This window comes from Eubacterium sp. 3_1_31 (assembly GCF_964249515.1).
GTDB lineage: Bacteria > Bacillota_I > Bacilli_A > Erysipelotrichales > Erysipelotrichaceae > Longicatena > Longicatena caecimuris.
This window is the reverse complement of record NZ_CAXUBY010000024.1, coordinates 19,533-43,040: the sequence shown is the minus strand read 5'-3', so window position 1 is coordinate 43,040 and position 23,508 is coordinate 19,533. Positions and strand designations below refer to the sequence as shown.

General features: G+C 43.7%; 19 protein-coding genes and 1 pseudogene. 18 read left to right on the top strand and 2 right to left on the bottom strand.

Annotation, left to right across the window (positions count from 1 at the left end):
- Positions 1-99: 99 nt before the first annotated feature.
- Positions 100-1,695 carry an LCP family protein gene (locus ACESSZ_RS10405; protein ID WP_008689738.1) on the bottom strand — a complete coding sequence of 532 codons (1,596 nt, stop codon included), beginning with the start codon at positions 1,693-1,695 and terminating at the stop codon, positions 100-102.
- 322 nt (positions 1,696-2,017) lie between these two features.
- On the opposite strand from ACESSZ_RS10405, the gene ACESSZ_RS10400 reads away from it, so the two are divergent.
- From ACESSZ_RS10400 to ACESSZ_RS10335, 14 genes are all read left to right on the top strand, one after another.
- Positions 2,018-4,297, top strand: coding sequence for an ATP-dependent helicase (locus ACESSZ_RS10400; protein ID WP_331866708.1), 2,280 nt, complete (start codon positions 2,018-2,020; stop codon positions 4,295-4,297).
- A gap of 11 nt (positions 4,298-4,308) precedes the next feature.
- Entirely contained in the window at positions 4,309-6,297 is a 1,989-nt protein-coding gene (ligA, locus tag ACESSZ_RS10395) for an NAD-dependent DNA ligase LigA (protein ID WP_331866709.1), read from the top strand.
- Positions 6,294-7,406, top strand: coding sequence for a CamS family sex pheromone protein (locus ACESSZ_RS10390; RefSeq protein WP_008689733.1), 1,113 nt, complete (start codon positions 6,294-6,296; stop codon positions 7,404-7,406). Before ligA ends, ACESSZ_RS10390 begins: the two co-directional genes overlap by 4 nt.
- A gap of 9 nt (positions 7,407-7,415) precedes the next feature.
- Positions 7,416-7,709 carry an Asp-tRNA(Asn)/Glu-tRNA(Gln) amidotransferase subunit GatC gene (gatC, locus tag ACESSZ_RS10385; RefSeq protein WP_008689732.1) on the top strand — a complete coding sequence of 98 codons (294 nt, stop codon included), beginning with the start codon at positions 7,416-7,418 and terminating at the stop codon, positions 7,707-7,709.
- 1 nt (position 7,710) lies between these two features.
- Positions 7,711-9,132 carry an amidase family protein gene (locus ACESSZ_RS10380; RefSeq protein WP_331866710.1) on the top strand — a complete coding sequence of 474 codons (1,422 nt, stop codon included), beginning with the start codon at positions 7,711-7,713 and terminating at the stop codon, positions 9,130-9,132.
- Entirely contained in the window at positions 9,129-10,556 is a 1,428-nt protein-coding gene (gatB, locus tag ACESSZ_RS10375) for an Asp-tRNA(Asn)/Glu-tRNA(Gln) amidotransferase subunit GatB (RefSeq protein ID WP_196029881.1), read from the top strand. Before ACESSZ_RS10380 ends, gatB begins: the two co-directional genes overlap by 4 nt.
- 48 nt (positions 10,557-10,604) lie before the next feature.
- Positions 10,605-11,210, top strand: a complete 606-nt coding sequence (locus tag ACESSZ_RS10370) for a hypothetical protein (protein WP_008689729.1) — start codon at positions 10,605-10,607, stop codon at positions 11,208-11,210.
- Between the two features lie 39 nt (positions 11,211-11,249).
- Entirely contained in the window at positions 11,250-12,890 is a 1,641-nt protein-coding gene (rlmD, locus tag ACESSZ_RS10365; protein WP_499842791.1) for a 23S rRNA (uracil(1939)-C(5))-methyltransferase RlmD, read from the top strand.
- A gap of 119 nt (positions 12,891-13,009) precedes the next feature.
- Positions 13,010-13,831 (top strand): ParA family protein, encoded by an 822-nt coding sequence (locus ACESSZ_RS10360; RefSeq protein WP_499842790.1) that lies wholly within the window; start codon positions 13,010-13,012, stop codon positions 13,829-13,831.
- Entirely contained in the window at positions 13,788-14,723 is a 936-nt protein-coding gene (locus tag ACESSZ_RS10355; protein ID WP_499842789.1) for a ParB/RepB/Spo0J family partition protein, read from the top strand. Before ACESSZ_RS10360 ends, ACESSZ_RS10355 begins: the two co-directional genes overlap by 44 nt.
- 12 nt (positions 14,724-14,735) lie before the next feature.
- Complete coding sequence (locus ACESSZ_RS10350) at positions 14,736-15,011, top strand: DUF5720 family protein (RefSeq protein WP_008982209.1); 276 nt, start codon at positions 14,736-14,738, stop codon at positions 15,009-15,011.
- A 29-nt stretch (positions 15,012-15,040) separates the two neighbouring features.
- A complete protein-coding gene (locus ACESSZ_RS10345) occupies positions 15,041-15,226 on the top strand; it encodes a hypothetical protein (RefSeq protein WP_008982210.1) in 186 nt (61 codons plus the stop codon).
- A gap of 67 nt (positions 15,227-15,293) precedes the next feature.
- Positions 15,294-16,160 carry a DUF6017 domain-containing protein gene (locus tag ACESSZ_RS10340; protein WP_499842788.1) on the top strand — a complete coding sequence of 289 codons (867 nt, stop codon included), beginning with the start codon at positions 15,294-15,296 and terminating at the stop codon, positions 16,158-16,160.
- Positions 16,161-16,210: 50 nt separating this feature from the next.
- The gene (locus tag ACESSZ_RS10335) at positions 16,211-16,495 is read left to right on the top strand and encodes a DUF5720 family protein (protein ID WP_499842787.1); all 285 of its coding nucleotides are present in this window, start codon (positions 16,211-16,213) and stop codon (positions 16,493-16,495) included.
- Here the strand turns inward: ACESSZ_RS10335 and ACESSZ_RS10330 are convergent.
- Positions 16,461-17,393, bottom strand: a pseudogene (locus ACESSZ_RS10330) (AlbA family DNA-binding domain-containing protein); the annotation flags it as partial. The gene ACESSZ_RS10335 and the pseudogene ACESSZ_RS10330 sit on opposite strands and share 35 nt — an antisense overlap.
- Positions 17,394-17,519: 126 nt before the next feature.
- Here ACESSZ_RS10330 and ACESSZ_RS10325 point away from each other — a divergent pair.
- The 4 genes from ACESSZ_RS10325 (at position 17,520) to ACESSZ_RS10310 (ending at position 23,453) form a co-directional block, all read left to right on the top strand.
- Positions 17,520-18,932, top strand: a complete 1,413-nt coding sequence (locus ACESSZ_RS10325; RefSeq protein ID WP_499842786.1) for a relaxase/mobilization nuclease domain-containing protein — start codon at positions 17,520-17,522, stop codon at positions 18,930-18,932.
- Positions 18,933-19,213: 281 nt separating this feature from the next.
- The gene (locus ACESSZ_RS10320) at positions 19,214-19,834 is read left to right on the top strand and encodes a TetR/AcrR family transcriptional regulator (RefSeq protein ID WP_499708099.1); all 621 of its coding nucleotides are present in this window, start codon (positions 19,214-19,216) and stop codon (positions 19,832-19,834) included.
- 137 nt (positions 19,835-19,971) lie between these two features.
- Entirely contained in the window at positions 19,972-21,714 is a 1,743-nt protein-coding gene (locus tag ACESSZ_RS10315; RefSeq protein WP_499708100.1) for an ABC transporter ATP-binding protein, read from the top strand.
- The gene (locus ACESSZ_RS10310) at positions 21,711-23,453 is read left to right on the top strand and encodes an ABC transporter ATP-binding protein (RefSeq protein ID WP_290904812.1); all 1,743 of its coding nucleotides are present in this window, start codon (positions 21,711-21,713) and stop codon (positions 23,451-23,453) included. Before ACESSZ_RS10315 ends, ACESSZ_RS10310 begins: the two co-directional genes overlap by 4 nt.
- Positions 23,454-23,508: the final 55 nt, after the last annotated feature.

Genomic DNA, 23,508 nt, shown 5'->3' with positions numbered 1-23,508 from the left:
GGTAAGCGTAGCCTGAATCTGAGCCCCTTGGGGCGATTACGTAAAAACCACCAGCTAAGCTGGTGGATATTTATTTTCATAATCGTCTTGAATGTTTATTTAATGAGGATTATCGGCCATCGTATCCCAAACGATATGAGGATCTTCATTAATGGCAGGAGTATCCTGATAAAGATTACTTACATCAAAATGATAATTGCTCATATCCAATGGTTGGCTGGCACCATCATATGCATTTACTACAGCATGAACTTCATTCTTGGCAAACAGATATACATCACTTTTGCCATACTCGCTAGAAAGGCTGGCGGTATATTGATTATCATATACGCCATTATCACTAGATATGGAAGAAATGGTCCATGGTTTCAAATCTTCTAATTCATTTGATACAAAGCTGGTAATTTGTGAAGTCGGCATATTGGTGATGACATAGTTTGGCGCAATATCTAACAGCTTATTAATATAAGTAATAGCGCTTGGTGAAATCAGTTTATTGATGATGGCTTTGATGATACGCTGCTGGGCGCGTTCACGGCCGGCATTGTCATAGCCTTCTGTCTTACGGTGCCGGGAATAAGCCAGTGCCTGTTTACCATTTAAATGCTGTTTACCTTTCTTCAGACAGATCAAATCTTCTTTCTTGAAACTGCGATTTTCATCCTGCTCACAGAAATTAATTTCGACATCCACATCAATGCCGCCAATCGTATCTACAATCTCAATCAGTGAATTGAAACTGACACGGGCATAATAATCAATCGGGATATTGAAAAACTGTTCAATGGTTTCCACACTTGCATCCACCCCATATAAACCGGTATGTGTCAGTTTATCATTTGCATTTTGTAATGCTGTATTCGGAATAAAACCATCTCTAGGCAACGAGACCATATCAATGTGATTGGCCTTGGGGTTGACGATTAAGATCAGATTCGTATCTGTACGTGTCTGTTGATCTGGAGAACCCATATTATCCAGACCGCTCAGATATATCGTAAAAGGCTGTTCTGTAATATCTTTTTCTTCCTTTTGACTGCTTTCCTTTGGTTTTTCAATCGTGTCAAGAATGGTGACTTGTTTTTCAAAATCTTTCATATTAGATTTTGACATACCATAATATACATCACTCATGACAATCGCCTGTACTTCATTTAGGCTAAGATCTGATAATAAGGTTGTATAATCCAGCTCTTCCTTTACCTGCATATTGGCGATAGAAGATCGTAACTGTTTTTGTGCATAGGCAGCATTTTTCTTATCTACTCCATTTTGAAAACCGATGGTTTTATTTGCCAAGTCTTTGATAGAGGAAATATTGCTGTTTTTAGCGGTTAAAATATGTAATTTGGTAATAGAACTTTGGGCATTTTGATTCATGCGATTGATGGTCATGCGTGATTTATTTAAGAAATACCCGCTGCCTCCGATGATGACACATAATACAATGATGAAGGCACGTTTAACCAGGATAAACCATTTTGGCATCTTGCGTAAACTGACAAGGAATAATCCGATAAAAATAAGGAAAATTACGACTGCACCCATGAATACCCAGGTATGTGGAAGAATACCAAAGCTAAAGGCAATGGTAAAAGAAATAATACTGATGATTAAGAAGATCAATAAAAAGAAAAGATCAATTGTTCTTGTATAATAACGCTTCGGTTTCTGCGCTTTTTTTGTCTGCTTCATGTAAACACCCCATTAAATAAAGTTATCTGTTTTATTATAATATAGTCGCAAAGAAAATACTATTTTGTTTTTCTGAATATTTTGTAATATTCCCATTCCTTCCATATGGCTGCCCCTGCTGCGATCATCATTTTTTATCTTAGAAAACAAGTGCCACCTTCATCATACAAGCAGCCAGAAAGAAACCTTGTCGAAGTATGACGACTATGCAAAGTACATTGCATCTAAGCGAGTTAAAGGTTTGTAAAGATTTGCGAAGAAATTCATTTTATATTAAGGAAATCATGAGGAAAGTATAGTATAATAAGCGGGAGGTGATTTTGTGTCGTTTTTAGAACATTTAAACAAACAGCAGGTAGAGGCGGTTCATACAGTAGATCAGCATCTGCGTATCATTGCAGGAGCTGGCAGTGGAAAGACGCGTGTCGTGACGACCAGAATCGCGTATCTGATAGAAGAGATGCAGGTGTATCCTAATAAAATATTAGCGATCACTTTTACGAATAAGGCAGCTAAAGAAATGAAGGAACGTGTAGAAGGAATGCTTGGCGAGGTGGCTAAGGCTGTCCAGATCTCAACGATTCATTCCTTTTGTGTACGTCTGTTAAGAGAGGATATCTTAGAAGTAGGCTATCCACGCAATTTTACGATTTTGGATAGTGATGATCAAAAAAGCATTTTACGGGATGCTTATAAACAAATGCAGATTGATGTGAAAAGCTACAGCTATAATTCTATGTTGGGCTATATCAGTGCCAATAAAACTAATTTTGTAGATCCTGTGATGGCAAAAGCGAATGCCGGACCATGGGCAGGGGAGCAGATCAAGGCTGATGTGTATGCTTATTATGAAAAACGTCTGAAAGAGATGTATGGGTTAGACTTTGATGATTTGTTAGTTTTTGCTTACCGTATCTTAAAGGATAAAGAAGAAGTACGGGCAAAATGGCAGCGTCGTTTTACGTATATCCATGTTGATGAGTTTCAGGATGTGGATAATTTACAGTATGCTATCATACGTCTGTTAGTAGGTGATCACAGCTATTTATGTGTGGTCGGTGATCCGGATCAAACCATTTATACTTGGCGTGGTGCGCAAGTGGATATCATCATGAATTTTGAACGTGATTTCCCTAACAGTAAGACAGTCATTTTGAATCAGAATTATCGTTCTACACAGCCGATATTGAACGGGGCGAATGCCTTGATCCGCAATAACCGCAATCGTATTGAGAAAGACTTATTTACGGAAGTGGAAGGGGATAATCCCATCATTCACTTTACGGCAATGGATGATGCCAATGAACCGGTTTGGGTTGCCAGCCGTATCATGGCTTTATCCCACAGCGGTGTTTGCTATCGGGATATAGCGGTATTGTATCGTTCTAACTATTTATCACGCGGACTGGAAAAAGCGTTGTTGGATTTTCGCATCCCTTATCGTATTTATGGGGGCATTCGTTTCTATGATCGTGCAGAAATCAAGGATGCGTTAAGCTATTTGCGTTTATTGGCACCAAAACAAGAGGATGATGAAAAGGAATTGTATAAAAACCTTTCCATCAAACGAATCATCAATATGCCCAAACGCGGTATTGGCGCAAAAACGATGGAGCTGATTGAGCAGCAGGCGGAACACGATAATACCAATATGTATGAAATAATCAAACAGTATGAAATCGGCAAAGGCAAGGCAAAGGCTAATATTCAGGCATTTGTGGCGTTGATTGAAGAATGCCGTCAGCTGGTGGATGAAATCAGCATTGATCAACTGTTGGAAAAGGTATTGGAAGATAGTGGCTATCTGGATATGCTGCGGGAAGATAAAGAAATTGAGCGATTGGAAAATATCAAGGAATTGATTAGCGATATCGCCGACTATGTGGAAAATAACCCGCAGGGATCCTTACAAGAATATTTACAGGAGATTTCTTTATATACCGATAAAGAGGCAGATAGCAGTGGTGATTTTGTACAGTTAATGACGATTCATGCGGCAAAGGGATTGGAATTTGATAATGTCTTTGTATACAGTTTGTGTGAAGGAATATTTCCAAATGACAAAAGTGTTATCGAGGGAGGTCAAGCAGCTTTAGAAGAAGAGCGCCGATTGGCCTATGTGGCCTTTACCCGCGCAAGAAAACAGCTGTTTTTATCAGACTCTTATGGGTATAGCTATGTCTTAGATAAGCTAAAGACAACCTCACGGTTTGTTAAGGAACTGCCGGAAGAATACTTAGAAGAAGTTGGCGCTAAGCCACGAAATCATTTTGCGAGTGATGTTGATACATTTACCGGAAATGCCTTTTTATCCTCTCAAGCACCGCAGTTTCATGAGGAACATCAGGATGATATGATCCAAACGTTCCCTAATGATGAAGAAACGTCGATGGGTGGGGCAAAGGCGAGTCAAAATGATAGAAAAAGTGAAATGAAACATAAGAAAAAGGGCAGAATACGTAAAGGAGATTTGGTGAATCACAGTGTCTTTGGTGATGGTGTGGTCATTAAACTGGAAGGTGAACTTGCGGCAATTGCCTTTGATAAGCGATTTGGCATTCGTAAGATCAATGTGAATCATCCATCTCTAAGCAAGAAATAGGAGGCTGACATATGGACGTGCAACAGCGTATATTAGCATTACGAAAACAATTAGATACTTATGCGTATGAATATTATGTATTGGATCAGCCCAGTGTGCCAGATGCGGAATACGATCAGGCATATCAGGAGCTGTTAAAGCTAGAGGATACTTACCCGCAATATCGAGATCCCAATTCAATTACCCAAAGAGTTGGCGGTGTGGTTTTAGATGCGTTTACCAAGGTAACACACAAACAGCAGATGTTGTCCTTAAGCAATGCTTTTAATTTGGAAGACTTGCAGGCTTTTGACGAACGTGTGCGCAGTATCGTGCCAAAGGTGAGCTATGTGGTAGAATTGAAAATGGATGGACTTGCCATTTCTTTACATTATCACGATGGCCGCTTTGTACAGGCGGTGACTCGCGGCGATGGCTTTGTGGGTGAAGATGTAACCAATAATGTTCGTACGATTGCTTCCATTCCAATGCACATTGAACGCATGGGCGATGTAGAGGTGCGTGGAGAAGTCTTCATGCCAAAGAAAAGCTTTGCGGAACTCAATGCGCAACGTGAAAAGAATGGCGAAGATGTTTTTGCGAATCCCCGCAATGCGGCAGCTGGCAGTATTCGTCAATTAGATAGTAAAATTGCGGCTAGTCGAAAACTGGATGCGTTCTTATATTATTATGAGGATGCTTTAGGCGCTGGGATACAGACACATGAAGAAGCGTTAGAAACAATGGAACAGCTGCATATCAAGGTGAATCCATTACGTCGAGTATGTAACAGCATGGATGAGGTATGGAGCTTTATTCAGGAAATGAGTGAGCAGCGTAATGATCTTCCATATGAAATTGATGGTATGGTCATCAAAGTGAATGAATTGACAGCCTGGGAACAATTAGGTACGACCGTGAAAGCCCCAAGGTATGCCGTTGCCTATAAATTTCCGGCTGAAGAAGTTGTTACTAAGCTGTTAGATATCGTCTTAACCGTTGGCAGGACCGGACGGATTACCCCCAATGCGGTGTTGGCACCGGTGCGTGTCGCCGGTACTAGTGTATCAGCAGCACAGCTGCACAATGAGGATATGATTAAGGAAAAAGATATCCGTATTCAGGATGATGTCGTTGTGCGCAAGGCCGGAGATATTATCCCAGAAGTTGTACGGCCATTGCTTGATCGGCGCAACGGAACACAGGCGCGTTATGTGTTTCCTAAGGAATGTCCGGTATGTGGCAGTGCGTTAGTGAGATTGAGTGATGAAGCAGCGCATTATTGTATCAATCAGGATTGCCCAGCCCGCGTTGTGGAAAGTATTATCCATTTTGCCAGTCGTGATGCCATGGATATTGATACCTTAGGCGATAAAAAAGTCGAATTCTTCCATAAGGAAGGGTTGTTAAATACGATCGAGGATATTTATCATTTAAAAGATCATAAAGAAACAATTTTACAGATGGAAGGCTTTAAGGAACGTTCTTATCAAAAACTTATTGATGCTATTGAAGCAAGCAAACAGAATCCTTTAGAGGATTTGGTCTATGGCTTAGGCATTCGTCAGGTTGGCAAAAAAGCAGCCAAAGTCTTGGCAAAACATTTCCTTACGATGGAGAAATTAATGGCCGCAAGTGAAGAAGAGCTGGTTGCTATCAAAGATATTGGCGATATTACAGCGCAAAGTATCGTGGCCTTCTTCCGAGAACCTAAGAATGTGGAATTGATTGATCATCTGCGTGGCTTTGGTTTACGTATGGATAGTGAGGAAGAAATCATTCAGGAAAGTATGTTCACTGGTAAGACCGTTGTCTTAACTGGAAGTTTGCAACAGATGACACGCAATGAAGCTAAGGAGCTTTTAGAATCCTTAGGTGCTAATGTGAGTGGCTCTGTATCAAAAAAGACAGATCTGGTCATTTATGGCGAAGCTGCCGGCAGTAAACTGACAAAGGCGCAAAGCTTAGGTGTTGCGACGATGGATGAAGCAACCTTTTTACAGGAGGTGAAGACATCATGAAACATAAAACAACAGGATTACTTGCCTTAGCGGCTATCCTAGTAGTAAGCGGCTGTAACAGTAGTTCCAATAAACCAAAAAAAGATACAACCAGTGAAGAGACCACAGTCATTCATGAAGGTGACTATGCGGCTTTACTGCCCTTTGAGGCAAGCAGTTCACGCATTAAACATGCCTATACGACCAATTTGAATGAAGCGATGATCATTGGGGTAGGAATGATGAACCTTTCCAAAGAACATTTTTCACCGGATGATTATGCTTATAAGGAAAGTCAGTTTTTGAGCTATGATGCCTTAGATGCGACAGGACTTGATCGTGTCGGTTTATTAGGCAGAACGAGTGAAAAGAATCCGAATGGTATGAATCCGGCAATCGGCACCGAAATTGATACCAATAACGGAAAGAAAAAAATTGGCAGTCAGGATGTCTTACTTATTGATATCTATGAGCTAGACTGGTATGATGGTAAGGATTTAGAAGGGTTATCTTTAGGTATTGTCCTCAATGATGAAATTGGTGACAGTGTCAATCCAGACATCGTAAGTGATGCGAAATTACGGGCGTATGGGGAAGAGGTCGGCCGTAAGGTTGTCAGCTACTTGCGTAAGACCCATCCGGAAATCGGCCAAAAGACACCAATCTATGTAACCTTGTTTAAGGAAAGCGGTGTGAATACGACCTTACCGGGAACCTTTATAGAAGAAGCCTATTTTGAATCCAAGACGATTGGTGAATACAGTAGGCTGAATGAAGCTTGGGCCTTATTCCCAAGCAGTGCCGCAACAAAGCTAGACAGTACCAATGCGACTTACTTTGATCGCCTGGTAAAAGAAATCAAAAATTTCTTCCCGGAAGATACTGCCGTGATTGGTACCGGACATTTCAAGGATAAGGAATTAGCATCCTTAACGATTGATATTTCCATGCATGCGAAGACATGGCCGGAAGCCAATGCGATGATGCAGAAGGTAAATTCATCGCTGTCAATTTTCTCTAGCACTAGCTTTGCGATTAAGGTGCGTTTAAAAAGCGATGATGTCTTAATTGGCGCAATGCAAAGAGAAAAAGGCAGCAGTAAGGTAACCGTTATACAATTAATGGAGTAGGAGGAACATATGGAAGCGTATAGTGCAGAATATTTTAAGAAACTGGCGCATGATATCATGTTTGATGTCAGCGATGATGAAGTCGTCGAGCTGCAGGCAGAGTTTAAAGAACTGCTGTCACAGATTGATGTACTAAATGAAATTGATACCGAAGGTGTGGAAGAGATGATCTATCCATTCGAAGCAGAAACAAAATTCCTGCGTGAAGATGTGGTTGCAAATGTAATCTCTCAGGAAGATGCTTTAAGCAATGCGAAAAGCGTAAAAGCAGGACATGTACATGTACCAAAGGTGGTGAAGTAAGATGGATTTTGAAAGAGCGAGAATCGAAGATGTAGAAACACGTGTAAAAAGCGCTGTTGAAAGAGCAAAAGAAAAACAAGAAGAGCTCAATGCTGTTGTAAGCTTTGTCGATGTGGATAGCCAGTTAACTGATTTAGCGAACAAAGATCCACATGCCCCTTTGTATGGCATGCCAATCGTATTAAAAGACAATGTGAATATGAAGGGTGTTAGAACAACTGCCAGCTCTCGTATACTGGATAACTATATTCCTGTATATGATGCACATATCAGTGAAAAACTGAAAGAAGCCGGTGCGATTGTCATCGCCAAATCTTCTATGGATGAGCTAGGCATGGGTGGAACGAATAAGAATGCCTATACCGGCAAGGTTAATAATCCTTGGGATACAATGCGTATTTCCGGAGGCAGTTCCGGAGGTAGTGCAGTATTGGTTGCTAGTGGAGTAGTCCCTTTTGCCATCGGTACCGATACCGGGGACAGTGTACGTAAACCAGCTGCTTATAATGGTATTATCGGTATGAAACCAACCTATGGCAGAATTTCTCGTTATGGTATCATTCCTTATGCGAGCAGTTTGGATCATGTGGGATATTTTACTACGGCTATTGAAGATGCTGCTGTGGCATTGGAAGTATTAGCAGGAAGAGATGATCGTGATATGACCAGCTCTTATGAACCGGTACCAAACTATGCAAGCGATATCAACAGTGATATCAAAGGCAAGAAGATTGCGATATTGGATAATGTACAAGAAGCCATTACCAATGCTGAAATCAAAGAAAACTTTGATGCGCTGATGAAAAAATTACAGGCGAGAGGAGCCATCGTTGAGCATGTACGCTTTGATGATAAGCTGATGCGTGCGATGCTGCCGGTCTATTACATCATTGCCAATGCCGAAGCTACAGCAAACCATTCCAATTTAGATGGTATCCGCTTTGGTATGCGTGAAGATGGGGCAAGTGTGGAAGAAGTCATGATCAATTCCCGTACCAAAGGCTTATGTCCTTATGTACGTAAACGTTTTGTCATCGGCAGCTACTCTTTGTTTGAAGAAAACCAGGAAAAAATCTTCCGTAAGGCACAAAAAGTACGCCGTTTGATCGTTGAAGAACTGAAAAAAGCATTAGCTGGTTATGATATCGTGATTGCCAGTGCATCCGGCATGATTGCGCCAAAAAGTGAAGACAGCCAAGATGAACACCTAAGCAAGGATGTCTTGGTTGCCGAAAACTATATGGTTATGGGGAATTTCTCCGGCTATCCAAGCATGAGCATGCCAACCGGCTTTGTGGAAGGGATGCCAATCGGTATCAATATGACCGCAAAGCCATTTGCTGAACAAACCTTATTTAATATCGGAAAAGCTATTGAAGAAGAAACCGGCTTAAAAGGAAATGATGTGGAGGTGGACGCATGAAATACGAAACAGTCATTGGAATTGAAATCCACTGTGAATTAAAAACGAAGACAAAAATGTTCTCCTCAGCACCTGTCGCTTTTGGAGAAGTTGCCAATACCTGTGTCAATGAAGTGGACTTAGGTCATCCCGGAACATTGCCATGTGTCAATAAGGAAGCCGTAAAGCTCGCAATTAAAGCAGCTACAGCCTTAAAATGTGAAATTGATCCACTCGTAAAATTTGACCGTAAGAATTACTATTATTCTGATTTGCCAAAAGGCTTTCAGATTACTCAGCAGTTTCATCCTATCGGAAAAGGTGGCTGCATTCATATCGAAACCAAGGATGGCGTAGAGAAAGATATTCGCATTAACCGCATCCACATGGAAGAAGATACCGCAAAACAATTTCACTCAGACGCCGGTACATTGATTGACTTTAACCGTGCCGGTACACCTTTGATTGAGATTGTCAGTGAACCGGATATCCGCAATGGAGCAGAAGCTGCCGCTTATGTGGAAAAGCTGAGAACATTATTGTTGTATTTAGGTGTTTCGGATGTAAAGATGGAAGAAGGCAGCATGCGTTGTGATGTCAATGTATCCATTCGTGAAGCAGGCAGTGATACCTTTGGCACAAAGACGGAGGTTAAGAACCTAAACTCTATTTCCAATGTGCAAAAAGCCATTGATGCGGAAGTAGAACGTCAGATTGCACTTGTCAGCAAGGGTGAAAAAGTTGTACAGGCTACACGTCGTTATGATGAAACGCAAAAGACGACGATTCTAATGCGTAAAAAAGAAGGCGATGTGGATTATAAATTCTTCCCTGAACCAAATATTCCACCAATTCGTTTAGATGCTGCATGGATCAAGGATATTCAGGAACATATGGAAGAATTACCAGATGAACGTAAAGCACGTTATATGAAAGAAAATGGTTTAAAGGAATACGATGCCAGTGTTCTGGTTGCCAATCGTGACTTAGGTGATTTCTTTGATGCCGTATGTGAACATACGAAAAACTTTAAGAAAGCAGCAAACTGGGTCATCGTAGAATTGCCGGCAGCTTTGAATAAGGACAATATCAAGTTTGCCAACAATCCATGTGAGCCAAAGCATTTAGCTGCTATGATTAATATGGTAGAAGCCGGAGAAATCAGTGGCAAACAGGCAAAAGTCGTATTTGAAGAAATCATGAAAGGCAAGGATCCTAAGACAGTCGTGGAAGAAAAAGGCATGAAGCAGATGAGCGATACCGGTGAACTGTTGGCAATGGTTACCAGTGTATTAGATGCCAATCCTCAATCCATTGAAGACTTTAAAAACGGAAAAGACAGAGCCGTTGGTTTCTTAGTCGGACAGGTCATGAAGGCTAGCAAAGGACAGGCAAATCCGGCTTTAACGAACAAACTTATTCAGGAAGAATTAAAGAAAAGATAGCTTTTTCCAATGAAATTTAGTACAATGAATATTGTCAGGAGTGATAATATGGCGAAAAAAGGCAAAAAACAGACGACTGATAAACAGACGACTGGAAAAGCAAAACATACGAAAAGCAGAATTCTTTATTGGATTGCCGCTGTGGTAATTCTGATACCGGTGTTGCTTTTAGGTTATATTTATTTAAGTGCCAAAGAGAGTGCCGGCACGCCAACGGTTGGAAGTCGTTTTGACAATTCCCTTGATCCGGCAATCACAGAAGAACAATTAACAAAGGTAAAGGATGCTTTAAAATTTGATGGTGCAGAAAATGTGGAAGTCAATTTAAAGAGTGCTACCTTGCGCATTACTATTGATTTAGATGATAAAGCAGGCAGTAGTAAGGTGAAAAGTGTCTTAAATGATGCCTATGATAAGGTTGTTAAAATATTACCGGTCAAGACATATTTCACTAATCAAAAAGATGTGAGAATGTATGACCTGGATATTCATGTGTACAATTTCATCCCGGAAGGTGATGACACAAGCGGATGGGTGTATAAGGAAAAGGTGAAAAACGCCTCTGCGAAGAAAGCAGTAACCGATACCTTAAGCAGTGCCCGTAATAAGAAACAGGCAAATAAACTGTTAGAAGAACAGAAAAAGGATAAATAACAGAAAAGGGCGTAATGCCCTTTTTTAAGGAGTATGGGTATGAAGAAGAACGAACATGTATTTGGTGTATGCAGCGGCTATACAAGTGATGGGCATGGGGTTGTGAAAATTGATGGCTTTCCACTGTTTGTCAAAGGTATGATGAATAAAGAAAGTGGCGAGCTTGTTGTTACGTTGGTAAAAAAGAGCTATGGATTTGCGCGTTTGTTGAAGCTGGATAAGGTGAATGAAGAGCGTGTAAGTCCAGCTTGTCCAATCGCAAAACAATGTGGCGGTTGTCAGCTGCAGCATATGTCTTATAAAGAACAACTGGCATTTAAGAAACAGAAGGTGCAGGATGTTATTGAGCGCATTGCGAAATTGAATGTGCAGGTGGAAGATGTCTTAGGTATGGCACAGCCGGATCATTATCGCAATAAGGGACAGATACCGGTAGGTGTTGTAAAAGGACAGATCGTAACAGGGTTTTATCGTATTAATTCCAATACGATCATTGATACGGATAGCTGTGGCATTCAAAGTGAAAAGATCAATGCGGTGTTACAGACGATGCGAAGTTTGTTTAAAAAGTATGGAAATGCCGGTGTATTCCGTCATTTGTTGATTAAACATGCCTTTGCGACAGGAGAAGTCATGGTTGTATGGATTGTGCGACAGAAGAAGTTTGCACATAGGGAAGAAATGGTGCAGGAGTTAGTAAAGAGAATGCCTGAGATTAAAAGTGTTGTGTTGAATCTGAATACACGTGAGGACAATGTGATTTTAGGGAAACAGGAAGAGGTACTGTATGGGGAGTCGTTTATTACGGATGAAATTAATGGATTGAAGTTTCATATTTCCGCGAAATCGTTTTATCAGGTGAATCCTGTGCAGACAAAGGTGCTGTATGGAAAAGCGTTGGAGTTTTGTAATTTAAAGGGGAATGAAACAGTCATTGATTTATATTGTGGTGTGGGGACTATTAGTATGTTTTTGGCGCAGAAAGCTGGAAAGGTCATCGGTATTGAAATCGTTGAGCAGGCGGTGCGTGATGCCAGAGAGAATGCGGCCTTGAATGGCTTGGATAATGTGGAATTTGTGTGCAGTGATGCAGCGGCGTATGCGAAGGAGATGAGCGAGCAAGGAGGAAGAGCGGATGTTGTGGTAGTGGATCCACCGAGAAAAGGGTGTGATCAGGTTACCTTGGATAGTATCGTGCAGATGGCGCCGGAGCGGTTGGTGTATGTGTCGTGTGATCCGGCAACGTTGGCAAGAGATTTACGGATTTTGGAGGGGAAAGGGTATCGTGTTGAGGTGGTGCAGCCGGTGGATATGTTTCCGGGGACGCATCATGTGGAGACGGTAGTTCTTTTGTCCCACAAAAAAGCCGACAGTTATATCCACATTGATGTGGAGTTTGGAGAGGGCGAGGGCAAGATTCCGGTAGATAGTATTGCTAAAAGAGCCGAAGCGTACAAGCCCAAAGAAAAAGTGACCTACAAAATGATTAAGGAGTACATAGAAGCGAAATACGGCTTCAAAGTACATACCGCATATATTGCGGAGGTAAAAAGGGATTTAGGCTTGCCGATGTATGATGCTCCTAATGCAGTAGAAGAACTGAAACAGCCGAAGAAACATCCGACACCAGAAAAGGTAGAAGCAATCAAAGATGCACTTCGTTATTTTGCAGTGATATAAAACTTTACTTACAATCGAATATTTCTTACATAGCCGTTTATTCATTTATTTGAGTAAGCGGCTTTTTTCATCCCTATTTTTCGAAATAGGGATATTTTTTGTAGAAGGAGGAGGTTTATTTGAACACACAAATCATCGCCATCGCCAACCAGAAAGGCGGTGTGGGCAAGACAACGACCTGCGCGAACTTAGGTGTGGGACTGGCACAGGCCGGAAAGAAAGTGCTGCTGATCGACGGAGACCCACAAGGAAGTCTGACAATCAGCTTGGGCAATCCCCAGCCGGACAAGCTGCCCTTTACGCTGTCGGACGCTATGGGGCGTATCTTGATGGACGAGCCACTTCGTCCCGGCGAGGGTATCCTGCACCACCCAGAGGGTGTAGATCTGATGCCTGCGGACATCCAGCTATCTGGTATGGAAGTATCCCTGGTAAATGCCATGAGCCGTGAGACTATCTTGCGGCAATATCTGGATACGCTGAAGGGACAATACTCCCATATCCTCATCGACTGCCAGCCCTCCCTAGGGATGCTCACAGTCAATGCGCTGGCCGCTGCAAACAGGATCATAATTCCCGTTCAGGCGGAGTATCTGCCCGCCAAAGGGCTGGAACAGTTGCTCTCCACGGTAAACAAGGTAAAGCGGCAGATCAACCCCAAGCTCCAGATAGACGGTATCCTGCTGACGATGGTGGACAGCCGAACCAACTTTGCCAAAGAGATCTCCGCGCTCCTGCGGGAGACCTATGGCAGCAAGATCAAAGTATTCGGCACAGAGATCCCCCATTCTGTCCGGGCAAAGGAAATCAGCGCCGAGGGAAAAAGCATTTTTGCCCATGATCCCGGCGGCAAGGTGGCAGAGGGCTACAAAAATCTGACGAAGGAGGTGTTGAAACTTGAAAAGCAGCGCGAAAAAAATAGAGCTGGCCTCGGTAGATGATCTGTTTTCCACCGAAGAAGGCCGCCAGGATGCAAAGCTGGAAAAGATTCAGGAAATTCCGTTGTCTGAACTGCATCCGTTCAAGAACCACCCATTCAAAGTCAAGGATGACGAAGCCATGATGGAGACCGCTGACAGTATTAAACAGTACGGCGTTCTGGTTCCAGCCATTGCCCGACCAGACCCGGAGGGCGGTTATGAGCTGGTAGCCGGACACAGGCGGCACAGAGCCAGTGAACTGGCAGACAAGGAGACTATGCCGGTCATTGTTCGGGATTTGGATGATGATGCCGCCACGATCATTATGGTTGACAGCAACTTGCAGCGAGAAAGCCTACTCCCAAGCGAAAGGGCATTTGCTTATAAAATGAAGCTGGATGCCATGAAAAGACAGGCTGGCAGACCGGGTAAAGAAAATTGTTCCCAAGTTGGGAACGATTTTGGGAAGAAGTCCAGCGAGGTTTTGGCAGAGCAAGTAGGTCAGAGTAAAAACCAGATTTTTCGCTATATCCGTCTGACAGAGCTGATTCCTGAATTGATGGATATGGTAGATGAAAAGAAGATTGCCCTGAACCCTGCCTATGAGCTGTCCTTTCTCAAAAAGGACGAACAGGTAGACCTGCTGGATGCCATGGACAGTGAGCAGGCTACCCCTTCCCTTTCCCAAGCCCAGCGGCTCAAGAAATACAGTCAGGAGGGGCATCTGACCCTCGATATGATGCGTGTCATCATGGGTGAGGAAAAGAAAAGTGATCTGGACCGAGTGACATTTACCTCTGACACTTTGCGGAAGTATTTCCCCAAAAGCTATACGCCCCAGCGGATGCAGGAAACCATCATCAAGCTGCTGGAGGCATGGCAGAAAAAGCGTCAGAGAGACCAGGAACGATGAAAGGAGCCGCCTATGAGGGATATTTCAGCCCGTGAGCTGAAAGGACACAACATTCTCGCCGTAGAGAGGTTTTGGGATAACACCCGCTGGATGATTGAGTTTTCCGTCCTGCGTCCCAGCACTCCTTACGGCAGCCCCGGAGATGAAATGCGGCTGTTTTTGACTGAGGACGGGTATCAGGCCGCCCTGCAAAGCCAGCAGCGCCGGGAGATCAAGATCAAGCGTTACGCTCGTGTGATTGAGGGACATATCCTCGATTTCAAACCGGGAAAACGCCGCCGCTCATAAACCCATACAACGAAAGGAAAGGAATGACTATGTGTACGGTAAAGGAAATTCAAGAAGCAATCCGGGAAGATTGCAAATCTCAGCATGACATGGATTCAACGGATATTGACCGCGTGATGCAAACACTTCCTTTCGCCCAGGAGGAGCCATTTACAGAGGCGCGTCCCCAAAAGCCGCTGTTTTGGTTCTATGCAAGAAAATTTGAAAAGCGTTGAACACCGCAATTCTTTGAAATGAGGATTGCGGTTTTTTTGTACCCAAAATTCGGAAGGAGTGAGGTCGATGGCCGTTTTTCGCATTGAACGGACCCGTGATTATACCGTGATGAGCAATCATCATTTACGAAATGCAAACCTGTCGTTAAAAGCTAAGGGGCTGCTTTCCATGATGTTGTCTTTGCCAGAGGACTGGAATTACACCACCCGTGGCCTTGCAAAGATCTGTAAGGAGGGCGTGGATGCCATCGGTGCTGCCCTGCGTGAACTGGAAGGAGCCGGATATATCGTGCGCCATCAGAGACGCGATAAAAGTGGGCGGATTACAGATACCGAGTATGTTATTTATGAACAGCCCCAGCCAGATATGTCCCATCCGGATACGGCTTCACCAGATACGGAAAACCCGGATATGGTAAAACCGGATACGGAAAAGCCCGCAGAATTAAATATAGAGAAATCAAATACAGAAAAAACAATTACTTATGGATCAAGTACCGATTCCATTCCCTTCCGGGAAACAGCGGCGGCAAGACCGCCGGAACGGAAAGGAAGGGATGCGATGTCTGTCACAGAGATAGAAAATTATCGGGAATTGATTCAGGAGAATATCGGGTATGAATACCTGTGTCAGCAGTATGAAACTTATCGGGAGGATTTGGATGAGATTGTGGAGCTAATCGTGGAAACGGTCTGTGCAAAGCGAAAGACCACCCGTATTGCAGGAAGTGATTTTCCGCATGAAATCGTTCGTTCCAGATTCTTGAAGCTGGATAACTCGCACATTGAGTTTGTCATGGACTGTTTACAGAAGAACACCACGGAAATTCGTAACATGAAGCAGTATCTTCTGACCGTTCTGTTCAATGCACCGACCACGATAAGCAATCATTACACCTCACAAGTAAATCACGATCTGTATGGCGGCTGGTAAATGGTCGCTTTTTTATTGCCCGGAACTGCCGGGAGAAAGGAGCAAGCATGATGTCTGAGGGAAAGACCATAGGGCAGCTGATGGAAGAAATGCGGGCAAAGGCAGGAGCGCAGAATTATCATGGTCATGGATATATGGACCTCCAGCGTTTTGCGGAGGACACCCGGCACATGATTATTTTTGATGTGCTGACGAACGATTCTCCTGTTGGCTGGAAAGGCGAACGAACCCGCCTGTTCCTGTCGGATACCGGTTATGAAAAAGCACTGGATAGTCAGGAAAAGGGGCAGATTAAGATTTTGAGCCGCCGCCAAACATACCGCCCGGAGATGTGATTTCCACCCGATCATCAAACATATCAATATGGATTTCGCTGCCAAGTACAATATAATCACGATGGATAAGCGCATTAACAAGAGCCTCTGTCACAGCTCGTTCAGCATAATCTGGCTTGTCTACACGATACTGTGCCTCTTTGACAAAACGGACTTTGGAATTATTGCGAATAAATTCACTGCCGCTTTTCAGTAGATAAATCAGATTCCCTTCGTATTCTTTATCGTCCAGTGCATCATCAAAGATAGAGCCTTTTTCCAAGCCATTCCACCGGGTACAGAACATACGGGAGTTATAAACTGTGTGCTGATCGGTCATGAGCTTTCCGGCATTGGTCAAGACCCCATTTTTGTCAGCCAAACCGAAGGAAACATAATCGGATGGCTCAAAGCGGAGGCCGGTTCGTTCCAGATAGGTTGCCTCCAGGAGTGTGAAGCTGTAATCCTTTTTCACAGCTTCTGTTGTTAAGGTGTCAAAGGACTGATTGGTTCCCTTTAAGATCAGTTCATTTACAATGTAATCCGGGGCAATTACGCTTTCATTTCCAACACGGATATATGCTTCCATCACTCCGTCTGCCTTGTAATAATATGGGGTGCTGCGGCCGGGAGAAACCTCCAGAGCTAATAGATTTTTACCATCTTCCTGTAATGGTTTTAAGATAAACTGAGGTAATGGTGTGATACGTTCTTTGATTAAGCGGCTGATCGCTTCAGCATCCTTTTGAACATCGGACAAGCCGATAGGCTCCCGGTCATCGGAGACTCCGAAAAACAGAGTGCCGCCGATTCCATTGGAAAAGGCACTGACACTTTTTAACCAGCTTTTTGGCTTTTTTGTTTCGAGAGCAACTTTGAAATCACATTCGGTTGCTTCAGCAATGAGCTGTTCTATCATAGAAATCCCTCCTTTGAGGTTGTAGAATATTCTTTTTTATTATACCCAGCGGAGAAAGTTATTGCAACGATAGAAGCAAAGAGTTCAGCGAAAACAAAAATATTTATGAGAGGAGGACCTTCTATTATGGCAACTACAAGAATCATGCCGCTTCATGTCGGCAAAGGCCGCACAGAGAGTCGGGCAATCAGTGACATCATCGACTATGTGGCCAATCCAAAGAAAACAGATAACGGCAGGCTCATTACCGGCTATGCGTGTGACAGCCGGACTGCGGATGCGGAGTTCCTTCTGGCAAAGCGGCAGTACATTGCCGCTACCGGACGGGTGCGCGGGGCGGACGATGTGATCGCTTACCATGTGCGCCAGTCATTCAAACCCGGTGAAATCACGCCGGAAGAAGCAAACCGGCTGGGCGTAGAATTTGCAAAGCGTTTTACTAAAGGCAATCATGCCTTTGTGGTCTGCACTCACATAGACAAGTCGCACATTCATAATCACATTATCTGGTCATCGGTCAGCTTAGAATATGACCGGAAGTTCCGAAACTTTTGGGGCAGCACCAAGGCGGTTCGTCGGCTAAGTGACACCATCTGTATTGAGAATGGACTGTCCATTGTAGAGAATCCGAAACTTCACGGAAAGAGCTATAACAAATGGCTGGGCGATCAGGCAAAGCCATCTCACCGAGAGCTGCTTCGTGTGGCGATTGACAACGCATTATCACAAAGTCCTGCTGACTTTGAAGAACTGCTGAAGCTGTTGCGAGAATATGGTTGTGAAGTCTCAAAGCGCGGAAAATCGTATCGACTGAAGCTCTCTGGTTGGGAGAAAGCCGCCCGCATGGACAGTCTGGGCGAAGGATATGGATTGGAAGATTTGCGGGCAGTTCTCTCCGGGAAGAAAGCACATACCCCGCGAAAGAAAACAGTCGCACAGGCAGAGCCGCCAAAGATCAATCTGCTGGTGGACATTCAGGCAAAATTGCAGGCTGGAAAAGGTGCTGGCTATGCTCGATGGGCCAAGGTTTTCAATCTGAAGCAAATGGCGCAGACCATGAATTACCTGTCAGAGCATAACCTGCTGGAGTATGCGGTTTTGGAAGAAAAGGCTGCGGCTGCCACGGCACATCACAATGATCTTTCGGCGCAGATCAAAGCGGCTGAAAAGCGCATGGCAGAGATCGCTGTTCTGCGTACTCACATCGTAAATTATGCCAAGACCCGTGAGGTCTATGTGGCATACCGCAAGGCGGGTTACTCTAAGAAATTCCGGGAGGAACATGAGGAAGAAATTCTGCTCCACCAGGCTGCTAAGAATGCCTTTGATGAGATGGGAGTCAAGAAACTTCCCAAGGTCAAAGAGTTGCAGACGGAGTACGCGAAATTGCTGGAAGAAAAGAAAAAGACCTATGCCGAGTACCGGCGTTCCCGTGAGGAAATGCGGGAGCTTTTAACGGCAAAGGCAAATGTAGATCGAGTGCTGAAAATGGAGGTAGAACAGGATGTTGAAAAAGAAAAAGACCACGGCCAGCGGTAAGCTGGTCCTGGTCAAAAGCGTTCGCAGAACGCGCAGCCACAGAATGAAATTCTGTGTTCAAAGGGGCTTGGGGGCGCTGCCCTCAACAAGCAAGCGGAGAGGAAAATCACGGAGGGATTTTCTTCTCTGCGGGCCTGTGTGTATTAACACAGGCATTGCTTGCCAGTTTTGTTCCCGCGTATGCTCCGCCCTAAATCTGCGTCTTGGGGGTTGACAATAAAAGAATTGGTGCTATAATGATAACTAAGTTAGCACGCGGGCGTACCAAGGAGGTGAAATATATGGCAGTTGGTACTTATGAGATTACCCACGAAAAGATTTTGGAAAGTGGCAGAGAGCAATTTCTGAAAAATGGGTATGAACGGACGAACCTGAGAGAGCTGTGCAAGGGAGCCGGTATTACCACAGGAGCATACTACCGGCACTTTGAAGATAAAGCGGCATTGTTCTCCGCATTGGTGGAACCTGCGGTTAATGGACTTCGGGAGCGATATGATGCTGCAGGAGAGCGATGCTTTGATTATATATCCGTTGACAACATGACTGATTTGTGGAATGTTTCGGTTGAAACAATGGTCGAGTTTATTGAATTTATTTTCAGCCACTTTGATTCGTTCAAACTTCTCCTGCATTGTGCGGACGGAACAAAATATGTTGACTTTACTGACTGGATGGTAGAAAAAGAAGTTCAGGACACGTTGAAAATGTACGATGTTCTTGAAGAAAAGGGAATTAAATATAAACGGCTTGGACTGAAAGAGCTGCATATGCTGAATCATGCTTATTACTCCTGTATCTTTGAAACAGTCCTGCATGACTACACGAAAGAAGAAGCAATTCAGACAACGCATACACTGGCAGAGTTTATTACAGCCGGTTGGCGGAAAGTGCATGGTCTTTGAATAAAAGGCCACACTTTTTTGCCTGATAGATAACTTAGTTTGCGATTTTTGTTAGCACACTTTGTTATCTTCTTATTGGCTACTATATTTTTTTAATATATGGTTAGCGAAATCTAACTTATCAAGGAGGAACCTATATGCAAAAACAAAATCCATTACTCCGTGTTTGGGAGCTTGGAAAATCGCAGCATTCAGGACTGATTTGTGCGGTTATCAGCGCATTTCTCGGTGTCTTAGGCGGGATGCTTCCATACTTTGCTGCGGCGCAGATGATTGTGAATCTGCTTGAAGGAAATAGGGATATGTCATTGTACTTCAAATGGCTGTGCATTGGGATGGTAGGCTATTTAGTGCGGACACTGCTTTATACCTTGGCGCTGTCCATATCACATAAGGCAACCTTTTCCGTTTTAAAAACTATCCGCCAAAAAATATTGGCAAAACTGCCGAAACTCCCTCTTGGAACAGTGACAGATATGTCCAGTGGGAAGATGAAACAGCTTATTGTGGATCAGGTGGACGGTATGGAAACAACACTGGCGCATTTGTTTCCGGAGCTGACGGCAAATATAGCAGGGCCGATACTGATTATTGTTTACCTGTTTATCCTTGACTGGCGCATGGCGCTCCTGTCGCTTGTTTCCATTCCGGCAGGCATGGTTTTCCTAATGACGGTCATGGGTTCTTACAGTAAGGACTATGAGGGAGCTGTCGGAACAACAAAGGAAATGAATGAAACGATTGTAGAATACATTAACGGCATTGAGGTAATTAAGGCATTTAACCAGGGAAAAAGTTCATATGCCAAATTTTCAGACAGAGTGAAAGCCAATGCGAAATATTACTATAACTGGATGAAAAAAAGCCAGTTTGGTATGTCGATGGCTTACTCGATTGTACCTGCTACATTGATTACGATTCTCCCCGTCGGTTTTGTTTTTTACCGTGGGGGAAGTTTGTCAGCGGAAGTATTTATTACAACCGTCATTTTGGCTTTAGGTATTACGGGGCCATTGATGGCTGCTATGAATTTTGTGGATACGCTTGCACAAGTGGGAACAACGGTGGAATCGGTGGATGAAGTTCTTCTTGCAGAGGAACAACAGCATGAAGAAAAAACCGTCACATTTGGAAAGATGGATATAGAGCTTTCCCATGTGTCTTTCGGGTATCACGGAGATAAAGAAATACTTCACGATGTGAGCCTTGCAATTCCGGCTGGAACCATGACGGCTCTGGTAGGTCCGTCCGGTTCAGGCAAGTCAACTATTGCAAAGCTGATAGCAGGTTTTTGGGATGTGCAAAGCGGAACAGTGACAATAGGCGGCGTGGATGAAAAGAAAATTCCTCTGAAGCAGTTGTATGATCAGGCGGCTTTTGTATCTCAGGATAATTTTCTGTTTGATGAAACTGTCCGTGAAAATATCCGCATGGGAAGAATGTCGGCCACAGATGCAGAGATAGAGGCTGCTTGCAGGGCGGCAGGCTGTGACGGGTTTATCCGTGAACTTGAAAAGGGTTATGACACAAAGGTAGGCAGCGGAGGGGCGCATCTTTCCGGCGGAGAACGTCAGCGGATTGCCATTGCAAGGGCGATGCTGAAAGATGCTCCGATAGTCATTCTGGATGAAGCCACGGCATACATAGACCCGGAAAATGAAGCGGTCATACAGGAAGCCATTGCAAAACTTGTAAAAGGAAAAACGGTAATTGTTATTGCACACAGGCTCTCAACCATTAAGGACGCAGATAAAATTGTGGTAGTTAAGGATGGCAGAATAATGGCGAGCGGCAGGCATGAGGAACTTAGAGAAAGCTGCCCGTTGTATGAATCCATGTGGCAGGCGCATATTGGAGCAAAGGACGGTGACGTGGCATGATTGGTACATTCAAAAAAATATGGGAGTTTTCCGGTGAGGAAAGAGGCAATATCAATAAATCCGTGGCGGTAAGTTTTCTGAACGCTGTTTTCCATATGTTTGAGATTGGTGCAATTTACTTTGTGGTAATGGCACTGACAAACGGAGATAAGGATATGAAAACTGTCTGGATTTCCCTTGCCTTTATGGTCGTCAGCATTATTGGAAATGCAGTTACCAGCCGTTTCTCAAAATTACAGCAGACACACGCCGGCTATTTCATGGCAGCTAACCGGAGGGTTTCTATTGGGAACCGCCTAAAAAGTGTGCCTATGGGATTTTTTAACGAGAACAGTTTGGGCGAGGTAACTGGAGTATGTACAACGGTACTTGGCAATATTGAAAATCTGGTTCCTATGACATTGGTAAATATTTTAGGCGGCGTTATAGGAACGGTTGTGTTTACTATAATGATTTTAATTTTTGACTGGAGGATCGGGCTGATTGCCGCAGCAGGAATCATCGTGTATCTGCTGGTTGTATCTTCTATGGAGAAAAAATCTGCTGTCATTGCGCCTAACTCGCAAAAATCTCAAACGGCTCTTGTTGAAACTGTTCTGGAATATGTGCAGGGAATGGGCGTTATCAAGTCTTTTAACCTGAGTGGGCGGGGCGATAAAAATCTTCAGGATGCGCTGGAATATAACCGGAAAAGCAATCTTGGTATGGAGCAGCTTATGACGCCTTACACGATTTTTCAGGAGCTTGTATTGCAGATTGCGGGTATCGGCATGATGCTGGCAGCGGTTGTGTTCTGGATAAATGGAACAATGACATTAGTTAATACTTTGATGGTGATTATTATGTCATTTCTGGTGTTTGGGCAGATCAAGCTGTTCGGAATGGGTATTTCCATGCTGCGTCTGGCAGACAGTAGCATCGAAAGAACATTACAGACAGAGGACATGGAGCAGATGGACGAAAGCGGCAAAGCACTTGCTGTGAAGAAACATGACATTGTATTTGATGATGTGCATTTCTCCTATGAAAGCAAAGAAATTCTTCATGGAATCAACTTGCAGATTCCAGACAAAACCACTACCGCAGTGATCGGTCCCTCTGGTTCCGGCAAAACAACGCTTTGTAACCTGATTGCCCGGTTTTGGGATGTAAATAGCGGCTCGGTTAAAATTGGCGGAAAAGATGTGAGGGATTACACGCTGGAATCCCTGATGGAGCAGATTAGCATGGTGTTCCAGAATGTCTATCTTTTTGCAGATACGATTGAAAATAACATTAAGTTTGGCAGACCGGAGGCTACCCATGCCGAAGTTGTTGCGGCAGCAAAAAGAGCCTGCTGTGATGATTTTATCGAGGCGCTTCCTGACGGTTACAATACGGTTATCGGTGAGGGCGGAGCTTCTCTTTCCGGAGGTGAAAAGCAAAGGCTCAGCATTGCAAGGGCTATGTTAAAAGATGCGCCTATCGTTATTTTAGATGAAGCAACTGCAAATGTAGACCCTGAGAACGAGGATCGCCTGCAGAAAGCCATTGAGGAACTGACAAAGGATAAAACAATCATTATGATTGCACACAGGCTGAAAACTGTGCGGAACGCAGACCAGATACTGGTGGTGGATAACGGAAAAATCGTGCAGCAGGGTAAACATGACGATTTGATTAAACAGCAGGGCATTTATGCTGATTTTGTACTTGGGCGCAAGGAGGCAATCGGCTGGAAGCTGAATGCCGGCAACTAAACAGGATTTGTACTGTTTTGCAGCAGTCAAATAGATAAACAACAAATTTTAAGGA